Source organism: Kitasatospora sp. Xyl93, from assembly GCF_055383135.1.
Genome location: NZ_AP029185.1, coordinates 5,288,351 through 5,307,474, shown reverse-complemented (window position 1 = coordinate 5,307,474; position 19,124 = coordinate 5,288,351). Strand labels below are relative to the sequence as shown.

General features: G+C 72.9%; 13 protein-coding genes. All 13 read right to left on the bottom strand.

The window, feature by feature from the left end; genetic code table 11:
• Window positions 1-69 precede the first annotated feature (69 nt).
• The 13 genes from ACZ5GH_RS23630 to ACZ5GH_RS23570 all read right to left on the bottom strand — a co-directional run bounded on the left by ACZ5GH_RS23630 (window position 70) and on the right by ACZ5GH_RS23570 (window position 18,960).
• A complete protein-coding gene (locus ACZ5GH_RS23630; RefSeq protein ID WP_464335179.1) occupies window positions 70-231 on the bottom strand; it encodes a hypothetical protein in 162 nt (53 codons plus the stop codon).
• Between the two features lie 292 nt (window positions 232-523).
• On the bottom strand, window positions 524-2,113 hold the full coding sequence (serA, locus tag ACZ5GH_RS23625) for a phosphoglycerate dehydrogenase (protein ID WP_464336855.1): 1,590 nt from the start codon (window positions 2,111-2,113) through the stop codon (window positions 524-526).
• 241 nt (window positions 2,114-2,354) lie between these two features.
• On the bottom strand, window positions 2,355-3,353 hold the full coding sequence (gene ilvC, locus ACZ5GH_RS23620; protein ID WP_387750543.1) for a ketol-acid reductoisomerase: 999 nt from the start codon (window positions 3,351-3,353) through the stop codon (window positions 2,355-2,357).
• A gap of 108 nt (window positions 3,354-3,461) precedes the next feature.
• Window positions 3,462-3,986 carry an acetolactate synthase small subunit gene (gene ilvN / locus ACZ5GH_RS23615; RefSeq protein WP_049657946.1) on the bottom strand — a complete coding sequence of 175 codons (525 nt, stop codon included), beginning with the start codon at window positions 3,984-3,986 and terminating at the stop codon, window positions 3,462-3,464.
• Between the two features lie 38 nt (window positions 3,987-4,024).
• Window positions 4,025-5,878 (bottom strand): acetolactate synthase large subunit, encoded by a 1,854-nt coding sequence (locus ACZ5GH_RS23610; RefSeq protein ID WP_387750540.1) that lies wholly within the window; start codon window positions 5,876-5,878, stop codon window positions 4,025-4,027.
• Window positions 5,879-6,209: 331 nt separating this feature from the next.
• A complete protein-coding gene (locus ACZ5GH_RS23605) occupies window positions 6,210-9,149 on the bottom strand; it encodes a putative bifunctional diguanylate cyclase/phosphodiesterase (protein ID WP_387750619.1) in 2,940 nt (979 codons plus the stop codon).
• A gap of 540 nt (window positions 9,150-9,689) precedes the next feature.
• Window positions 9,690-12,731 carry a helix-turn-helix transcriptional regulator gene (locus tag ACZ5GH_RS23600; protein ID WP_387750538.1) on the bottom strand — a complete coding sequence of 1,014 codons (3,042 nt, stop codon included), beginning with the start codon at window positions 12,729-12,731 and terminating at the stop codon, window positions 9,690-9,692.
• A gap of 152 nt (window positions 12,732-12,883) precedes the next feature.
• The gene (locus ACZ5GH_RS23595) at window positions 12,884-13,042 is read right to left on the bottom strand and encodes a hypothetical protein (protein ID WP_387750535.1); all 159 of its coding nucleotides are present in this window, start codon (window positions 13,040-13,042) and stop codon (window positions 12,884-12,886) included.
• A 216-nt stretch (window positions 13,043-13,258) separates the two neighbouring features.
• A complete protein-coding gene (gene gatB, locus ACZ5GH_RS23590) occupies window positions 13,259-14,752 on the bottom strand; it encodes an Asp-tRNA(Asn)/Glu-tRNA(Gln) amidotransferase subunit GatB (protein ID WP_387750616.1) in 1,494 nt (497 codons plus the stop codon).
• 82 nt (window positions 14,753-14,834) lie between these two features.
• Window positions 14,835-15,095, bottom strand: coding sequence for a hypothetical protein (locus ACZ5GH_RS23585; RefSeq protein ID WP_464335178.1), 261 nt, complete (start codon window positions 15,093-15,095; stop codon window positions 14,835-14,837).
• Window positions 15,092-16,585: an Asp-tRNA(Asn)/Glu-tRNA(Gln) amidotransferase subunit GatA gene (gene gatA, locus ACZ5GH_RS23580; RefSeq protein WP_464335177.1), complete on the bottom strand. Its 1,494-nt coding sequence runs from the start codon at window positions 16,583-16,585 to the stop codon at window positions 15,092-15,094. The genes ACZ5GH_RS23585 and gatA overlap by 4 nt, the downstream gene beginning before the upstream one ends.
• A 5-nt stretch (window positions 16,586-16,590) precedes the next feature.
• Window positions 16,591-16,887, bottom strand: a complete 297-nt coding sequence (gatC, locus tag ACZ5GH_RS23575) for an Asp-tRNA(Asn)/Glu-tRNA(Gln) amidotransferase subunit GatC (protein WP_030057414.1) — start codon at window positions 16,885-16,887, stop codon at window positions 16,591-16,593.
• A 255-nt stretch (window positions 16,888-17,142) separates the two neighbouring features.
• Complete coding sequence (locus tag ACZ5GH_RS23570) at window positions 17,143-18,960, bottom strand: putative bifunctional diguanylate cyclase/phosphodiesterase (RefSeq protein ID WP_387750528.1); 1,818 nt, start codon at window positions 18,958-18,960, stop codon at window positions 17,143-17,145.
• Between the last annotated feature and the right edge of the window lie 164 nt (window positions 18,961-19,124).

The window sequence follows — 19,124 nt, the reverse complement described above, 5'->3', positions numbered from 1 at the left end:
CGGCACCGGCCGAGCGGACCACCGGCCGGACGCCACCATCGGCCCGTCCCGGCCCGACAGCGGAGCCGCTCAGTGGTGGCCGGTCATGCCGCCGTTGTCCCGGCGGTCCAGCGAGCGCTGCAGCGCGGCGGCCGCGAAGGGGTTCCGCTCGGCGGCCCGGCGGCGGCGAGGGGCGCGGACGGGGGTGGCGGCGGGGGCGGAAGTGGCGTGACGGTCGGCGGTCGGCGACATACCGGGCTCCTTGGGAACGGCGCCGCGACGGGCGGCGCGAAGAGGGGAAGGGAGCGCGGGAGCAGGGGTCACCCGCTCGTGAGGGCGCACGCGCACACGGGCCGCAGACCCTGGCTACAGGGGCGGCACACCGTATGGCCCTTCCACGGTACGGCCATGCCCGGGCCGTGTCTGCACGAATACTTGGATTTCCTAGTATCTGAGACGGGTGTCACCCGGGAGAACGCAGCAGGGCCCGGACCGCCGTTCGAACGGCGGTCCGGGCCCCGGAGCCCTGTGCGAGCCGGGAGGATCAGCCCAGGTCGACCGAGCGCGCGAAGCGGGCGCCGATCTCGGCCGCGATGGCCGACAGCACCTCGTGCGGGATCTCGGTGTCCACGGTGATGGAGGCCAGCGCGCTGCCGCCGTCACGGGCGACCTGCATGCCGGCGATGTTGATGCCCGCGTCGCCGAGGTGGCGGCCGAGCACGCCGACCACGCCGGGGCGGTCCTCGTACTTGAAGAAGGCCATGTGGTCGGTGAGCGCCACGTCCACGTCGAAGGCGTCCACGCCGACGATCTTCTGGGTCTGCTTGGGGCCCGCCAGCGTGCCGGAGATGGCGATCTCCTCGCCGTTCCCGAGCGTGCCGCGCACGGTGATCACGTTGCGGTGCTCGGGGCTCTCGCTGGAGGTGGTCAGGCGGACCTCGACACCGCGCTCCTGGGCGAACAGCGGGGCGTTGACGTAGGACACCGTCTCCGCCACGACGTCCTCGAACACGCCCTTCAGCGCGGACAGTTCGAGCACCTTCACGTCGTGCTGGGTGATCTCGCCGCGGACCTCGACGTCGAGGCGGACGGCCACCTCGCCGGCCAGCGCGGTGAAGATCCGGCCGAGCTTCTCGGCCAGCGGCAGGCCCGGGCGGACGTCCTCGGCGATCACGCCGCCCTGGACGTTCACCGCGTCCGGCACCAGCTCGCCGGCCAGCGCGAGGCGCACCGACCGGGCGACCGCGATGCCGGCCTTCTCCTGCGCCTCGTCGGTGGAGGCGCCCAGGTGCGGGGTGGCGACCACGTTGTCGAAGGCGAACAGCGGGGAGTCGGTGCACGGCTCCTTGGCGTACACGTCCAGGCCCGCGCCGGCCACCCGGCCCTCGCGCAGCGCGGCGGCCAGCGCCTCCTCGTCCACGATGCCGCCGCGGGCGGCGTTCACGATGCGGACGGTCGGCTTGACCTTGTGCAGCGCCTCGTCGCCGATCAGGCCGATCGTCTCCGGGGTCTTGGGGAGGTGGACGGTGATGAAGTCCGAGACCTCCAGCAGCTCCTCCAGCGAGACCAGCTTGACGCCCATCTGCGCGGCGCGGGCGGCCTGGATGTAGGGGTCGTACGCGACGATCTTCATCCCGAACGCGGACATCCGCTGGGCGACCAGGACGCCGATCCGGCCGAGGCCGACGACGCCGAGGGTCTTCTCGCTCAGCTCGACGCCGGTGTACTTGTTGCGCTTCCACTCGCCCTGCTTGAGCGCGGCGTTGGCCGGCGCGATGTTGCGGGCGACGGAGATCAGCAGGCCGCAGGCGAGCTCGGCGGCGGTGACGATGTTGGAGGTCGGCGCGTTGACGACCATCACGCCGGCCTTGGTGGCGGCGGCGACGTCCACGTTGTCCAGGCCGACGCCGGCCCGGGCGACCACCTTGAGCCTGCGGGCGGCGGCCAGCGCCTCCGCGTCGACCTTGGTGGCGGAGCGGATCAGGATCGCGTCGACGTCGGCGATCGCGGTGAGCAGCTCGGTGCGGTCGGCGCCGTTGCAGTGCCGGATCTCGAAGTCGGGGCCGAGGGCGTCGACGGTGGCGGGCGAGAGCTCCTCGGCGATCAGAACTACGCCGGTCTTCACAGTGTTCACAGTGCTCACGACAGTGGATCCTTAACTGTCCGGTTCCCCCGGGCACGTAGGTGGCCGTGGAGGGCGGGGGAAGGTGGCATGCCGCGTGAGTAGACGCACGACGCTGTGGGCCTGACGCGCACTCGGAGTGTATCGACGGGCTGGACAGCGGGCTGCTCCCGTCCGGCGAAATCACTCGGACGAGAGCAGCCTACTTGTACAAGGAAGTTACAGAATCGGGGCCGGTACGGCCCTGACCGGGTCAGGCCTTCTCGTTGACCCAGCTCATCAGCGAGCGCAGCTTCTTCCCGGTGGTCTCCAGCAGGTGGTCCTCGTCGGCCTTCTTGTACTCGTTGTACTTGGGCAGACCGGCCTTGTACTCGGCGATCCAGGTGTTGGCGAAGGTGCCGTCCTGGATCTCGGCGAGGACCTTCTTCATCTCGGCCTTGGTGGCGTCGGTGATGATCCGCGGGCCGGTGACGTAGTCGCCCCACTCGGCGGTCTCGGAGACCGACCAGCGCATCTTCTCCAGGCCGCCCTCGTACATCAGGTCGACGATGAGCTTCAGCTCGTGCAGGCACTCGAAGTAGGCGATCTCCGGCTGGTAGCCGGCCTCGACCAGGGTCTCGAAACCGGCCTTCACCAGGGCGGCGGTGCCACCGCAGAGGACGGCCTGCTCACCGAACAGGTCGGTCTCGGTCTCCTCGGTGAAGGTGGTCTTGATGACGCCGGCCTTGGTGGCGCCCAGGCCCTTGGCGTACGACAGCGCCAGCGCGAAGGCCTGGCCCGAGGCGTCCTGCTCGACGGCGACGATCGCGGGGACGCCGCGGCCCTCCTCGTACTGGCGGCGGACCAGGTGGCCCGGGCCCTTCGGGGCGACCATGCAGACGTCGACGTCCGCCGGGGGCTTGATGAAGCCGAAGCGGATGTTCAGGCCGTGGCCGAAGAACAGGGCGTCGCCGGCCTTCAGGTGCGGGGCGATGTCGGCCTCGTAGACGTCGGCCTGGATCGGGTCCGGCACCAGGATCATGATGACGTCGGCCTCGGCCGCCGCCTCGGCCGGGGTGACGACGCGCAGGCCGGCCTCCTCCGCCTTGGCCCGGGACTTGGACTCCGGCTTCAGGCCGACCCGGACGTCGGCGCCGGAGTCGCGCAGCGACAGCGCGTGGGCGTGGCCCTGGCTGCCGTAGCCGATGACCGCGACCTTGCGGCCCTGGATGATGGACAGGTCGGCGTCGTCTTCGTAGAACAGCTCGGCCACGGGGGCACATCTCCTTGCGTGATGGTTGCCGGGTACGCGGTACTCACCGTATGCGCACCGGCGGGGGTTTGGGTCTTCGCTTCGGGACTTGAGACGGTCTCGCGCTGTTTACGCGCTGCGGTCCAGGGCGCGCAGCGAGCGGTCCGTGATGGAGCGCGCGCCGCGGCCGATGGCGACCAGGCCGGACTGGACCAACTCCTTGATGCCGTAAGGCTCCAGCATCCGGAGCATGGCCTCCAGCTTGTCCGAACTGCCGGTGGCCTCGATGGTCACCGCTTCCGGCGACACGTCGACGGTCTTGGCACGGAACAGCTGGACGATCTCGACGATCTGCGACCGGGTCTCGTTGTCGGCGCGGACCTTCACCAGGACCAGTTCCCGCTGGATCGCAGCGGACTGGTCGAGTTCGACGATCTTTATCACGTTCACGAGCTTGTTGAGCTGCTTGGTGACCTGTTCCAGCGGGAGGTCCTCGACGTTGACCACGATCGTCATCCGGGACACGTCCGGATGCTCGGTCGAGCCGACGGCGAGGGAGTCGATGTTGAAGCCCCGCCGGGAGAACAGCGCGGCGATGCGGGCGAGCACGCCGGGCTTGTTCTCGACCAGGACGGAGAGGGTGTGCTTGGACATGGGATTCCTCAGGCGTTCCGGGTGGGCTGGCAGGGACATCAGTCGAGGTCGTCGCCGAAGTCGGGGCGCACGCCCTTGGCGAACTGGATCTCGTCGTTGCTGGTGCCGGCCGCGACCATCGGCCAGACCATGGCGTCCTGGTGGACGATGAAGTCGATGACCACCGGGCGGTCGTTGATCTCCATCGCCTGCCTGATGACGGCGTCGAGGTCCTCGGGGCGCTCACAGCGCAGGCCCACGCAGCCCATCGCCTCGGACAGCAGGACGAAGTCGGGGATCCGGGTGCCCTGGGCCGGCGGCTCGATGCCGTCGTGGCCGGGGCCGGAGTGCAGCACGGTGTTGGAGTAGCGCTGGTTGTAGAACAGCGTCTGCCACTGCCGGACCATGCCCAGCGAGCCGTTGTTGATGACCGCGACCTTGATCGGGATGCCGTTCAGGGCGCAGGTGACCAGCTCCTGGTTGGTCATCTGGAAGCAGCCGTCGCCGTCGATGGCCCAGACCGCGCTCTCCGGGCGGCCGGCCTTGGCGCCCATCGCCGCGGGGACGGCGTAGCCCATCGTCCCGGCGCCGCCCGAGTTGAGCCAGGTGCCCGGCTTCTCGAACTGGATGAACTGCGAGCTCCACATCTGGTGCTGGCCCACGCCCGCGGCGTAGATCGCGTCGGGGCCGACCAGCCGGCCGATCCGCTCGATGACCTGCTGCGGCGAGAGCTGTCCGTTCGGGGCGGGCTCGTAGCCGAGCGGGTAGGTCCGCTTCCACTCGTCGAGCCGCTCCCACCACTCGGTGTAGTCGCCCTTGTGGCCGGCGTCGAACTCGGCCTGGACGGCGACGATCAGGTCGGCGAGCACCTCGCGGGCGTCGCCGACGATCGGCACGTCCGCCGGGCGGTTCTTGCCGATCTCGGCCGGGTCGATGTCGGCGTGGACGACCTTGGCGTTGGGGGCGAAGCCGTCCAGCTTGCCGGTGACGCGGTCGTCGAAGCGGGCACCGAGGGTGAACAGCAGGTCGGACTTCTGGAGCGCGGTGACGGCCGGGACGGAGCCGTGCATGCCGGGCATGCCCAGGTGCTGCGGGTGGCTGTCCGGGAAGGCGCCGAGCGCCATCAGGGTGGTGACCACCGGGGCGCCGGTCAGCTCGGCGAGGATCCGCAGCTCGGCGGTGGCCCGCGCCTTGAGCACGCCGCCGCCGACGTACAGCACCGGGCGCTTGGCGCCGACCAGCATCTTCGCGGCCTCGCGGATCTGCTTGGCGTGCGGCTTGGTCACCGGCCGGTAGCCGGGCAGCGCGGTCTCGACCGGCCAGCGGAAGGTGGTGGTCGCCTGGAGCGCGTCCTTGGCGATGTCGACCAGGACCGGGCCGGGGCGGCCGGTGGCGGCGATGTGGAAGGCCTCGGCGATCACCCGGGGGATCTCGGCCGGGTCGGTGACCAGGTAGTTGTGCTTGGTGATCGGCATCGTGATGCCGCAGATGTCCGCCTCCTGGAAGGCGTCGGTGCCGATCGCCTTGGAGGAGACCTGGCCGGTGATGGCGACGACCGGCACCGAGTCCATGTACGCGTCGGCGATCGGGGTGACCAGGTTGGTCGCACCCGGGCCGGAGGTCGCCATGCAGACCCCGACCCGGCCGGTGGCCTGGGCGTAGCCGGTGGCGGCGTGACCGGCGCCCTGCTCGTGCCGGACGAGGATGTGGCGCACCTTGACGGAGTCCATCAGGGGGTCGTACGCGGGAAGGATGGCCCCGCCCGGGATGCCGAAGACGGTGTCCGCGCCCACGGCCTCCAGGGAGCGGATGAGCGACTGGGCGCCGGTCATGGTCTCGACGACGTGCTGGGGAGCGGGAGCGTTGGCGGCCGGGTTGTCCCCGCGGCGGGGGGATGCGGCGTGCTCAGTCATCTGCCTGTCTCTTCTCGGATTTTGCCGGCCCGGTGCTGCGGGCCCCGGTGCTGCGAGGGTGGGGTCCCGGTCCGGGCCGATCGCCGGCTCTGCCTCAATCGTCCCGCTCGGTCCGACGGATCGGACGTGATCGGGCGGCCGAGGCCAGGGGTCTTGCGGAGGTGGAACAGCGTCAGTGCAACAAAAAACCCCTCGTGCCCAAGGGCATGCGAGGGGTGGCGCGTCGGTCTGTCACGAGCAGGGCGTACGAGCCCACTCAGCCGACGCGCCCGCCAAGTACGAGAATTCGGGTGCGCATGGCAACGACCTTCCTCCCGTGCGGGGCGGCGTGTCAAGCAGGTGGGACGACCGTCTCGCCATGCGGACCACCCGCCGGGCCTGCGACGGCACGGTGTCCGGGCAGGTCAGGGGCTCCGTGGTGATGTGCGCCACGTCCCGGCGCGGCGTCCGTCCGGCCACCCGTCCGGGTGTCGTCGGCGGCGGCGGGGTACGGCCGGCGGGCCGGCAGCGGGCCCGCCGGGGCGGGCAGCGGGTAGTCGCGGCGGGCCAGTGCCCGGCGCAGCCGGGGCTCGTCCAGCGGCGGGGCGAAGGCCGAGCCCTGGCCCTGCCCGCAGCCCAGCTCCCGCAGCACGGAGACCTGTCGGGGCAGGTCCACGCCCTCGGCGGCGGTGGCCATCCCGAGGTCGCGGCCCAGCCGCAGCGCGTGCCCGGCGAGGGTGCGGCTGAGCGGGGACTCGCCGAGGTCCTGGACGAGCGTGCGGTCCAGCTTGAGCCCGTCCAGCGGCAGCCGGGCGAGGGCGCCGAGCGAGCCGCCGCCGGCTCCGTACCCGGCCAGCCAGGTGGAGACGCCGAGGCCGCGCAGGGCGGAGAGCCGGCGGCCGAGTTCGTCGGCGAGCGAGTCCGGGCCCATCCGGGCCACCTCGATCACCAGCTCGTCGGCCGGCAGCCCGCTGTCGCGCAGCGCGGCGGCCACCGTCTCGTACAGGCCGGGCGAGCAGAGCCGCTCCACCGAGAGCCGGACGGCCACCGGGACGGGATCCGGCGCGCCGCGGCCCCGGCCGGGCAGGCCGCGCCGCTCGACGGCCGCGCTGACCGCCTCCAGGACCAGCCAGCGGGAGAACCGGGTGGCCGCGTCGCCGTGCTCGGTCGAGCGCAGGAACTCGGCCGGGGTGAGCAGCAGGCCGCCCACCGAGCGCCAGCGGGCCTGCGCCTCGACGCCGGTCACCGCGCCACTGCCGAGGTCCACCACGGGCTGGTGGAGCAGCGTGAAACCGCCCTCCCGGACGGCCAGCCGCAGCCGTTCCTCCAGCTCGGTGCGGCGCTCCAGGTCCGCCCGCATCGCCGGGGTGTAGAGCACCACCCGGCCCTTGCCCTCGGACTTGGCCCGGTACATCGCGAGGTCGGCGTTGCGCATCAGCTCGTCGGCGGCGGCCCTGGGGTCGGCCGCCGGGCCGCGTTCGGGGGTGCCGAAGGCGATGCCGATGCTGGCGGCGACGCTGAGCTCGGCGCCACCGATCCAGTACGACTCGGAGAGCGCGAGGCGCAGCCGCTCGGCCAGCTCCTGGACCTGGAGGCGGCCGAGCGGGCCGCAGACCAGCGCGGCGAACTCGTCGCCGCCGAACCGGGCGACGGTGTCCCCGCAGCGGACGGCGCTCTGGAGCCGACGGGCGGCCTGCACCAGCAGTTCGTCGCCGACCTGGTGCCCGGCGGTGTCGTTGACCGCCTTGAAGCCGTCCAGGTCGAGGAAGAGCACCGCGATCCCGGAGCCCGTCCCGTCCTGCTGGCCGCGGGTGCCGAGGGCGGCCCGCAGCCGCTGGGTGAACAGCGCCCGGTTGGGCAGGTCGGTGAGCGGGTCGTGGAAGGCGTTGTGCTGCAACTGGGCCTGCAGCATGACGCGTTCGGTGACGTCCCGGCTGTTGAGCAGCAGGCCGTCACGATGTCTGCTGACGGTCGACTCGACGTGCAGCCACTCGCCGGCGCCGGAGCTGATCCGGCACTCGACCCGGGCGGAGGGCTCGGCGGCGCCGGGGCTGCGGTGGGCGGTGAGCCGGACCCTGGCGAGGTAGCGGCGGACCTCGGAGAGCACCCGGCCGACGTCCTCGGGGTGGACCAGGTCCAGCAGGTTGCCGCCGACCAGCTCCTCCGGGTCCCGCCCGTAGACGCCGAGCGCGGCCGGGGAGACGTAGGAGAGCACGCCGTTGGCGCCGGCGATCATGATGACGTCGCTGGAGCCCTGCACCAGGGAGCGGAAGTGCGCCTCCTTGTGGGCGAGTTCCTGGGCGAGCGAGAGGTTGTCGAGCAGCATCACGCCCTGCCTGAGGATCAGCGCCAGCCCGACGGTGCAGGCCGCCGCGGCCACCACCCGGTCCAACTCGCGTCCGCCGAGGGCGTTGTAGAGGATGCCGGCGGTACAGACCGCGGCGGCGGCGTACGGGGTCAGCGCGCTGAAGGTGGTGGCCACCCGGCGGTGCGGCAGGCCGCCGGCCGAGGGGTGCTCGCGCAGCGGACGGCGCCAGCGCGGCGACCACGGCGCCCAGCCCAGCAGCAGGCTGCCGGAGAACCAGCCGGCGTCCAGCAGTTCGCCCGAGTGGTAGTTGCTGCGCAGCTCCGGGGAGGTGAACAGGGCGTCGCAGGTGACGGTGACGGCGAGCGCCAGCATGGCGGTGTGCACCGCCGCCCGGTTGCCGTCGCGGCCGCCGAAGCGCAGCCCGACCACCAGGCTGACCAGCAGGATGTCCAGCACCGGGTAGGCCAGGTTGAGCGCCAGGCGCAGGGGCGAGCCGTCCTCGCCGTCCGCGATCCGGCCGAGCGCCAGGCTCCAGCTGAGGGTGAACAGCGAGCCGGCGATCAGCCAGCCGTCGAGCAGCAGGCAGAGCCAGCCGGCCGCGGTGCGCGGGTGCTGGGCGAGCACCAGGACGCCGGTGATGGCGAGCGGGGCGAACAGCAGGAAGGCGTACTCGGCGAGCGAGTCCTGGGGCAGCGGGGTGCGCACGACCAGCTCGTACCAGCCCCAGGTGCCGTTGCCGAAGGCCACCATGAGCGAGGAGAGGCCGAACAGCAGCCAGGCCGGACGGGCGTGCCCGCCGACCGTGCAGCCGTACACCAGGCAGGACAGCGCGGCCGCCAGCGCCGCCGCGGCCAGCCCGAAGTCGCCCATGAAGACGGACAGTTGGCGTGAACCCCAGCCGGCGGCGGCGCCCGTGGCGTAGGCCAGGCAGAGCCCGCCCAGGACGAACCCGGGCAGTGCGCGGCTCTCCCGGAGCCGGCGCAGCGGGCCGTGGCGGACGGGTGCGGGCACGTCGGCGGCGGACGTGTCGGTGTGCGGTGCTTCCGGGCGTCCGGTTCCGGGCAGCACCGTTTCGGTGGAGCTCACTCGGCCTCTCCCCCTCCGGCCCGGGGCCTCGCGCCCCGGCCACGGGCCACCGGCCGCGCACCTCTCGGACGTGCGCGGTGGACCGGCGCCCCGTCAGGGCGGCGGCCCAGGGGGTGGGCGGCCTGCCGGTCGCCGCACCGTACCGATGCTCCCAAAATGGACCCTACACCAATTCCGTCACTCAATGACACGCACACTCAACTTAGAGTAATGGCTAAAGGGTGGGGAAATGCCCCCGATTCCTACGGATCGGCCCGGTTGGCGGCGGCGCGCGGGCGGGGGCTCACGCGGCGCGCACGGGAGCACGCGGCGGCGCCCGAACACCGGTGCCAGGACGGACGAACGGCGTACGAACCGCGGACGAGCGGCCCACGAACCGCGGACGAACAGCGGCCCCGGACCGGCCGAAGCCGGTCCGGGGCCGCCGTGGAGCCCTGCTCAGCGCCCGGAGGCGGCCAGATCGTCCGGGAACAGCCGCAGCCGGTGCGCCAGCGCGGCCGCCTCACCGCGGCCGCCGACCGCGAGCTTCCCCAGGATGTTGGAGACGTGCACGCTGGCGGTCTTCGGAGAGATGTACAGCTCCTCGGCGATCTGCCGGTTGGTCCAGCCGCGGGCGAGCAGTCGGAGCACGTCCCGCTCCCGGGGGGTGAGGTTGAAGGAGTCCCCGGCGGCCGGGGCCGGCACGGTGGCCGTCCGCTCGGCCGGGGCGAGGCTCAGCCCGGCCCGTTCGGCCAGCGCGGCGATCTGCCCGCCGAGCAGCCGGTCGTCCCGGACGGCCGCCAGTTCGGCCGCCTCGCGCAGCAGTTCGGCACCGGCCTCGCGCCGGCCGGCCTGCACCTCGGCCTCACCGGCCCGCAGCAGGGCGAGCGCCAGCGGGTACGGCAGACCGGTCGGACGCAGCGCCTCGACGGCGGCGGCCCACCGCTGCGGGGTGTCCGCGCCCTCGGCGCGGGCCAGTTCGGCCTCCAGCAGCCGGGCCCAGCCGTGGTGCAGCGGCGCCCGGGGCCGCAGGCCGGCGGCGGCCGCGGAGATCGCTGCCAGCGCCTCGGCCCGGCCCGCCCCGGCCTGCGGCAGGCCCCGGCTGTCCGCCTCCACCGCGGCGGCCTCGGCCAGCAGCGGGTAGACGTCGGACTCGTGGCCGAGCCGGCCGCCGTCCTCCAGCGCGGCGAGCAGTTCGGCCCGGGCCTCCAGCGGCCGGCCGCCGAGTGCTGCGAGCCGCACCGCCAGCCGGCTGATCGGCACGCTGTGCTGCACCTGGCCGACCCGGTTGGCCGACCGGGCCTGCGCCAGCATGGTCGCCGCGGTGGCCAGGTCCCCCTTGAGCAGGGCGAGTTCGCCGCGCATCCGGTCCAGGAACTCGGCGTGGGTGCCGCTCAGGCTGGTCAGTTCGAAGCCGGCCAGCACCTCGGCCGCCTCCCGGACCCGCCCGAGGTCGGTCAGCGCCTCGACCAGGTTGCCGGTCAGGATGGTGCCGATGTTGCGCAGCAGGCCGTTGCCGTCCGCGAACTCCAGGCCCTCCCGGGCCAGTCGGACCGCCTCCTCGGGCCGCCCCAGCCCGCGCTGCATGCTGGCCAGGTTGTTGATGCCGCGCAGCAGCAGGTCGGGCACGCCCAGCCGGCGGGCCCGCTCGACCGCCCCGGCCAGCTCGGCCAGCCCGCCCTCGGCGTCGCCGTGCACGTCGTAGCGCAGCCCGCCGAGGGTCATCCGGGCGTGCACCTCGACCGAGTGGGCGCCCACCTCCTGGGCGATCCGGATCGCCCGCTCGGCCAGCTCGATCGCCTCGGGGCTGGGCCGCTTGAGCATCGCCGTCCCGGCGCCGAGCGCGAGCACCTCGGCCTGGACGGCGGTCGGCGGCAGGTGCTCCACCAGCCGCAGCGCGTTCGCGATCTCCTCCTCGTCGCCGGAGCGGCGCAGGCTGCCCAGCATCCGGGCCCGGTTGATCCGGAACCAGGCCGCGCGCACCGGGTGCTCCGCCTCGTCGACCAGCCGCAGCCCGCGCTTGGCCAGGCTCAGGCCGCGCTCGCGGTCGCCGCAGCGCCGGGCCGCGACCACCGCCTCGGCCAGCACGTCGACCAGCTGGATCCGGTCGCAGTCCTCGTCCGCGGCGTTGTGGTCGCAGGAGCCGGGCGGGTAGGTCTCGGCCCAGTCGTACGGGCGCAGGGTGTGCGCCAGCACCTCCTCGGAGACCAGGTCCCACAGCTCCAGGGCCCGTTCCAGCATGCCGAGCTGCTCGGCGAAGGCGTTGCGCCGGCGGGCCGCGCGGGCGGCGTCCAGGGCGGTCGGCAGGGCGCGCGCCGGATCGTGCGCGTGGTACCAGTAGTTGGCCAGCCGGGCGGGCAGCGCGTCGCCGGGGACCAGCTGCGGCTGGGCCTCCACGGCGAGCGCGAACCTGCGGTTGATCCGGTGCCGTTCGCCGGGCAGCAGGTCGTCCGAGACCGCCTCGCGGACCAGCGCGTGGCGGAACCGGTAGCCCTCGCCCTCGCTGTCCGGGCGCAGGATGTTGGCGCCGACGGCCGCCCGCAGCGCCTCGATCAGCGCCTCCTCGTCGTCGTCCAGGACGGCGGCCAGCAGGGCGTGTTCGACGTGCGAGCCGCCCTCGGCGGCGATCCGCACGACCCGCTGGGCCTCCTCGTCCAGGCCCTCGACCCGCACCAGCAGGATGTCCCGCAGCGAGTCGGTCAGCCCGGCGCCGCAGCCGTCCTCGAACGCGGTCGCCAGTTCCTCGACGAAGAACGGGTTGCCCTCCGAGCGCCGGTGGATGCGGTCCACCAGCTGGCGGTCGGGGGCGGTGGTGCCGAGGATGCCGGCCAGCTGGGCGGCCACCTCGCGGCGGTCGAACCGGGCCAGTTCCAGCCGCTGGACGGTGCGCAGCCGTTCGAGTTCGGCCAGGAAGGGGCGCAGCGGGTGCCGGCGGTGCAGGTCGTCGGTGCGGTAGGTGGCGACCAGCAGCACCCGGGACCGGTGCAGGGTGCGCACCAGGAAGGCGAGCAGCTCGCGGGTGGAGCGGTCGGACCAGTGCAGGTCCTCGACGGCGAGGACGAGGGTACGCTCCGCGCCGAGCCGCTCGAACAGCCTCGCGGTGTGCTCGAACAGCCGGGCCCGGCTGTACTCGTCGTTGGGTTCGCCGTCCACCTCGCCGAACTCGGAGAGCAGCAGGGCGAGATGGCCCTCGCTGCCGGCCGCGGCGGCCCCCAGTTCGGGGCCCAGCGAGCGGTGCAGCCGGCGCAGCGCGGCGGCCAGCGGAGCGTACGGCAGGCCCTCGGCGCCGACCTCCAGGCAGCTGCCGAGCGTGGTGACCGCCCCCTGGGCGGCGGCGCGCTCCAGGAACTCCTCCAGCAGCCGGGTCTTGCCGACCCCCGCCTCGCCGCCGATCAGGACGGCCTGGGGGCTGCCGGTGCCCGCGCGGCGCAGCGCGTCGGTCAGCTCGGTGATCTCGCTGCCGCGGCCGACGAAGACGGGGCTGACCGATGTCTGCTGCATGGATGCGAGCATGCCATAGCCGGTGGGGCCCGGCCGAGGGGTTATCTCCCCAGGCGAACGGGGTTCCGGCCGCGAACGCCCGGAGGGGGAGACGCTCACTCGCAGCGTCTCCCCCTCCGAAACCCCCTCGGCACCGTCGTGGTGCCGTGCCGTCAGCATTCGGGCCGACGCACGGGGCGCCGCTGGAAGCGGGCGGCCACCGGACGCCGGCGCAGTCGGCGGGCGTCCTTGGCCTCGCGCACCAGGCGCTCGTGCTCGGCGCGGGCCACGAGCTCGTGGGCCTGTTGCTGGAAGGTCTGGTACTCGATCATTTCCGGTTCCCCCTCGGGTCTTCCACTCCGTCTTGCTGACAGGTAAGAGCTTCCTCCCCCAGCGGGGGGTGCCGCATCGGGAGCGTGCCGCATCTTCCGGGGCGCGGATGCCTTAGATCGGGCTCCAGAAAAGGTTTAAGGCCCCATCCCTCCTAGATACATAGGAGAGATGGGGCCTTAGGCCTTACTTAGGGGCCCTTAGATGCCTTAGAAGCCTTAGGAAGCAAGCTTCTCCAGGATCAGGTCCTTCACCCGGGCCGCGTCGGCCTGGCCGCGGGTGGCCTTCATGACCGCGCCGACCAGCGCGCCCACGGCCTGGACCTTGCCGTCGCGGATCTTGGCGGCGATCCCCTCGTTCTCGGCGATGGCCTGGTCGACGGCGGAACCCAGCGCGGAGTCGTCCGAGACCACGGCCAGGCCGCGCTTCTCGACGATCGCGTCCGGCTCGCCCTCGCCCGCCAGCACGCCCTCGATGACCTGGCGGGCCAGCTTGTCGTTCAGCTTGCCCTCGGCGACCAGCGCGGCGACCCGGGCGACCTGCACCGGGGTGATCGGCTGCTCGCTCAGCTCGGTGCCGGTCTCGTTGGCCCGGCGGGCCAGCTCGCCCATCCACCACTTGCGGGCCTGGTCGGCCGGGGCACCGGCCGCGATGGTCTCCTGGATCGGCCCCACCGCACCGGCGTTGAGGACGGACTGCATGTCCTTGTCGGACAGGCCCCACTCGGCCTGCAGCCGGGCGCGGCGCACCCGCGGCAGCTCGGGCAGCGCGGCGCGCAGCTCCTCGACCCACTCGCGGGAGGGGGCCACCGGCACCAGGTCCGGCTCGGGGAAGTAGCGGTAGTCCTCGGCGTTGTCCTTGATCCGGCCCGAGGTGGTGGTGCCGTTGTCCTCGTGGAAGTGGCGGGTCTCCTGGACGATGGTGCCGCCGTCGGTCAGCACCGTGGCGTGCCGCTGGATCTCGAACCGGGCGGCCCGCTCCACGCTGCGCAGCGAGTTGACGTTCTTGGTCTCCGAGCGGGTGCCGAAGGTCTCGGTGCCGTTCGGGCGCAGCGACAGGTTGACGTCGCAGCGCATCTGGCCCTTGTCCATCCGGGCCTCGGAGACGCCGAGCGAACGGATGAGCTCGCGCAGCTCGGCGACGTACGCCTTGGCGACCTCGGGGGCCCGCTCGCCGGCGCCCTCGATCGGCTTGGTGACGATCTCGATCAGCGGGATGCCGGCCCGGTTGTAGTCGAGCAGCGAGTGGGTGGCGCCGTGGATGCGGCCGGTCGCGCCACCGACGTGGCTGGACTTGCCGGTGTCCTCCTCCATGTGGGCACGCTCGATCTCCACCCGGAAGGTCGAGCCGTCCTCCAGCTGCACGTCGAGGTAGCCGTTGAAGGCGATCGGCTCGTCGTACTGCGAGGTCTGGAAGTTCTTGGGCATGTCCGGGTAGAAGTAGTTCTTCCGCGCGAACCGGCACCACTCGGCGATCTCGCAGTTCAGCGCCAGGCCGATCTTGACCGCCGACTCCACGCCGACCGCGTTGACCACCGGCAGCGAACCCGGCAGGCCCAGGCAGGTCGGACAGGTCTGGCTGTTCGGCTCGGCACCCAGCTCGGTCGAGCAACCGCAGAACATCTTGGTCTTGGTGCCCAGCTCGACGTGGACCTCAAGGCCCATCACCGGGTCGTACGACGCGAGAGCGTCCTCGTAGGAGACCAGGTTCATGACGCTCACAGCGTCCCTTCGTTCAAAAGACTTTGGGAGGTACGGGCCCGGCCGCCGCTCGTGCGCGGCCGGGCCGGGGCGCTCAGCCCAGCAGCACGTCGTCGGAGCCCAGCTGGCGCAGCTCGCGCACCAGCAGCGCGGTGCCGGTGATCAGCGCGGCCGCGCCGACCAGGGCGTTGACCAGCTTGAGGGTGTCGCTCTCCTCGCGGGCCTTGCGGACGTCCTTGGCGACGGAGATCGCGCCGAACGCGCTGGTGCCGATGGACAGCCACAGACCGGGCTTGCTGTGCTTGAAGCCCTTGAGCGAAGCGGACTGGGCCTTGGCCTTCTCGATCTTGCTCACAGTGCCGGTGCCTCCTCCAGCAGGGTGTGCCCCCACTTGTCGTTGAGTGCGGCCTCGACGGCGCCGCCCACGCGGTACAGGCGGTCGTCCGCCATCGCGGGTGCGATGATCTGCAGGCCGACCGGGAGATTGTCCTCCGGAGCCAGGCCGACCGGCAGCGACATGGCCGCGTTGCCCGCCAGGTTGGACGGGATCGTGCACAGGTCGGCCAGGTACATCGCCATCGGGTCGTCGGCGCGCTCGCCGATCGGGAAGGCGGTGGTCGGCGTGGTCGGCGAGACCAGCACGTCCACGCCCGCGAAGGCGGCGTCGAAGTCGCGCGAGATGAGCGTGCGGACCTTCTGGGCCGAGCCGTAGTAGGCGTCGTAGTAGCCCGAGGACAGCGCGTAGGTGCCCAGGATGATGCGGCGCTTGACCTCGGGGCCGAAGCCGGCCTCGCGGGTCAGGGCGGTGACCTCCTCGGCCGAGCGGCTGCCGTCGTCGCCGACCCGCAGGCCGTAGCGCATCGCGTCGAAGCGGGCCAGGTTGGAGGAGCACTCGCTGGGCGCGATCAGGTAGTACGCCGGCAGCGCCAGGGTGAAGGACGGGCAGGAGACCTCGACGACCTCGGCGCCCAGCTCGCGCAGCAGCTCCACCGACTCGTCGAAGCGCTGCATCACGCCGGCCTGGTAGCCCTCGCCGGCGAACTCCTTGACCACGCCGATCCGCATCCCGCGGACGTCGCGCATCTTCGCGGCCTCGACCACGGCCGGGACCGGCGCGTCGATCGAGGTGGAGTCCAGCGGGTCGTGCCCGGCGATGGCCTCGTGCAGCAGCGCCGCGTCCAGCACGGTGCGGGCGCACGGGCCGCCCTGGTCCAGGCTGCTGGAGAACGCCACCAGGCCGTAGCGGGACACCGAGCCGTAGGTCGGCTTGACGCCGACGGTGCCGGTGACGGCGCCGGGCTGGCGGATCGAGCCGCCGGTGTCGGTGCCGATCGCCAGCGGGGCCTCGAAGGCGGCCAGCGCGGCGGCCGAACCGCCGCCGGAGCCGCCGGGGATGCGGGAGAGGTCCCACGGGTTCCCGGTCACGCCGTACGCGGAGTTCTCGGTGGAGGAGCCCATCGCGAACTCGTCCATGTTGGTCTTGCCGAGGATGACGACGTCGGCGCCCTTGAGACGGCTGGTCAGCGTGGCGTCGTACGGCGGGATCCAGCCCTCGAGCATCTTCGAGCCGCAGGTGGTCGGGATGCCCTTGGTGGTGAAGACGTCCTTGAGTGCGAGCGGGACGCCGGCCAGCGGGCCCAGCTCCTCGCCCTTGGCGCGCTTCGCGTCGACGGCCCGGGCCGCGGCCAGCGCGCCCTCGGTGTCGACGTGCAGGAAGGCGTTGACCTTCTTGTCGACGGCGTCGATGCGGTCCAGGTGGGCCTGCGCGACCTCGACGGCGGACACCTCGCCCTTGGCGATGGCGCCCGCGGTCTCGGCGGCGGTGAAACGGATGAGCTCGGACATCTCGGTCAGTCCTCCCCGAGGATCTGCGGCACACGGAAACGCTGCTCCTCGGCGGCGGGGGCGCCGGACAGCGCCTGCTCCGGGGTGAGCGACGGCCGCACCTCGTCCGCGCGCATGACGTTGGTCAGCGGCAGCGGGTGGGAGGTCGGCGGGACGTCCTGTCCGGCGACCTCGGAAACGCGGGCGACCGCGCCGATGATCACGTCGAGCTGCTCGGCGAAGTGGTCCAGCTCTTCGGGCTTCAGCTCAAGACGCGACAGCCGGGCGAGGTGGGCGACCTCCTCGCGCGTGATGCCAGGCATGCAGCGATCCTCAGGGTGAGTTCTGGTGAGACCCGGCGGTGCCTTGCGGGGCGGTGCCGGGCCCGGGCAGGAGCAGCCTGTTCGGCGCTCCGTCCTCATGGTCTTTGGACCCCATCCTATGGGGCCCGTCCCCCACCCCGGCCAACGAGTGAGCCGCGGCGCCCGTCACCGGCCCGGCCGCGGGCGTCCGGCGGGCGTCGGCCCCGGTGTACGGCAGGCTCCCGGCAGGCGTCGACCCCGGCGTCCGGCGGGGCGCTACTGCGGCCGGGTGCGGGCCCAGCCCTGCGGCTTGATCTCCATGTGCGCGGCCTGCACCACCTGGGCCACCGGCGGCAGCGTCGGCGGGATGACCGGCGGCCGGACCTGCGGGAGCGTCGGGAGCGTCGGCGGCAGCACCGGCGGCCGAACCGGCTGGGCGATCGGCTGGGCGATCGGCTTGGCGGCCTGGACCGGCTGGAAGCCGGCGTGCAGCTGGGGCGGCACGCCCAGCCGCTCCACCGGCGGGGCGCCGGTGCGGTGCACCCGCAGCCAGGCGGTGGCCTGCTCGGCCGGCAGCGCGGCCGACACCAGCCAGCCCTGGACGGCGTCCACGCCCATGCAGTGCAGCCGCTCCCAGGTCTCGTCGTCCTCGACGCCCTCGGCGACCACGGTCAGGCCCAGCGAGTGGGCGAGCTCCACCGAGCAGCGGACCACCGCCGCGTCGTGGTCGTCGGCGACCATCCGGGAGACGAAGGAGCGGTCGATCTTCAGCTCGCCGACCGGCAGGCTGCGCAGCCGCACCAGCGAGGAGTGCCCGGTGCCGAAGTCGTCCAGGGACATCCCGACGCCGTAGCCGCGCAGCTCGGCCAGGGTGTCGGCGGCCCGCCGGGAGTCGTCCAGCAGCAGCCGCTCGGTGATCTCCAGCTGGAGCGCGTGGGCCGGCACCTGGTGGCGCACGAGGTGGCCGGCCACCCGCTGGGCGAAGCCGGGGTTGAGCACGTCGCGCGGCGAGACGTTGACCGCGACCTGCACCTGGAGGCCCTGCTCGCGCCAGTACGCGAGCTGGCCGACGGCCGCCTCCAGCACGTAGTCGGTGAGCCGGGGCATCAGGCCGCTGGACTCGGCGAGCCCGACGAACTCGTCCGGCGAGACCTTCCCCTGGCCGGGCCGCTCCCAGCGCAGCAGCGCCTCCAGGCCGACCACCCGGCCGTCGAAGGCCACCTTCGGCTGGTAGTGCAGCTGCACCTCGCCGGTCTCCAGCGCCCGGCGCAGGTCCCCCAGCAGCCCGATCCGGTACGGGGTGTCGGCGTCCTGGGTCTCGTCGTACTGGGCGACCCCGCTGCATCCGCGCTGGGCGTGGCCCATCGCGACGTCGGCGCGGCGCAGCAGCGACTCGGCGTCCTGGGCGTGCTGCGGGTAGACGCAGACGCCGCCGCTGGCCTCCAGGACGAGCAACAGCCCGTCCAGCCGGATCGGGGCGGCCAGTTCGGCGATCAGCGCCTTGGCGACCCGCTCCAGGCTGTCCGGGCAGTTGATGCCGGGCAGCAGGACGGCGAACTCGTCGCCGCCCATCCTGGCCACCATCGGGCGGCCGCGGCGGTAGTGCCGGGGGAGCCCGGCGAAGACGTCGTCGATGGACTCCCGGGTGGCGCTGCCGGCCGGTCCTCCGGAGCGCAGTGCCCGGTGCAGTCGGCGGGCGATGTGAACCAGTAACCGGTCACCGGCCGTATGACCGAGTGTGTCGTTGAGTGACCGGAAGCGGTCGAGATCGAGCAGGATGAGACCGACGCTGTAGCCCTGTTCACACTCCGCGATCGCCTCCTGCGCGGCCAGCAGCAGGGCCTGACGGTTGGGCAGGTCCGTCAGCGGGTCGGTCAGCTGGTCGCGGGCGCGGTCCCGGGCGATCCGCCAGGCCGCCACCAGCACCGCCAGGGGCACGGCGAACAGCGGCAGCAACTCGGGTTCGTACCGGTAGACCAGGACGGCCAGCGGGATGAGCGGCGCGGCTCCGGCCAGCAGCACGCCGAGCAGCAGGACCGCACCCGCCACCCCCTGCGGCGGGCGTGTGGGCGCACCGCCGGTCGTACGATCCATAAGCCCTGTCCTCCGTCGGGCCCGCCCCGTCAGGCCGCCTTACGGTGAGGCACCGTGCCGGTACCGACAGCTGCCGGGCATGGAGCGACCCCGAGGAGCACCGGCCCAGCCGGTGCCCCCACCCCTGCTGACACTCTGTTGCGCTCCAGGGTAAGCCGGGGTCC

Excerpts from the sequence above, each read along its gene's own strand:
- ACZ5GH_RS23630 (WP_464335179.1), bottom strand. The coding sequence starts at position 231 with ATGTCGCCGACCGCCGACCGTCACGCCACTTCCGCCCCCGCCGCCACC.
- ilvN (WP_049657946.1), bottom strand. The coding sequence starts at position 3,986 with ATGTCCAAGCACACCCTCTCCGTCCTGGTCGAGAACAAGCCCGGCGTG.
- ACZ5GH_RS23610 (WP_387750540.1), bottom strand. The coding sequence starts at position 5,878 with ATGACTGAGCACGCCGCATCCCCCCGCCGCGGGGACAACCCGGCCGCC.
- ACZ5GH_RS23600 (WP_387750538.1), bottom strand. The coding sequence starts at position 12,731 with ATGCAGCAGACATCGGTCAGCCCCGTCTTCGTCGGCCGCGGCAGCGAG.
- ACZ5GH_RS23595 (WP_387750535.1), bottom strand. The coding sequence starts at position 13,042 with ATGATCGAGTACCAGACCTTCCAGCAACAGGCCCACGAGCTCGTGGCC.
- gatB (WP_387750616.1), bottom strand. The coding sequence starts at position 14,752 with ATGAACCTGGTCTCCTACGAGGACGCTCTCGCGTCGTACGACCCGGTG.
- gatA (WP_464335177.1), bottom strand. The coding sequence starts at position 16,585 with ATGTCCGAGCTCATCCGTTTCACCGCCGCCGAGACCGCGGGCGCCATC.
- gatC (WP_030057414.1), bottom strand. The coding sequence starts at position 16,887 with ATGCCTGGCATCACGCGCGAGGAGGTCGCCCACCTCGCCCGGCTGTCG.
- ACZ5GH_RS23570 (WP_387750528.1), bottom strand. The coding sequence starts at position 18,960 with ATGGATCGTACGACCGGCGGTGCGCCCACACGCCCGCCGCAGGGGGTG.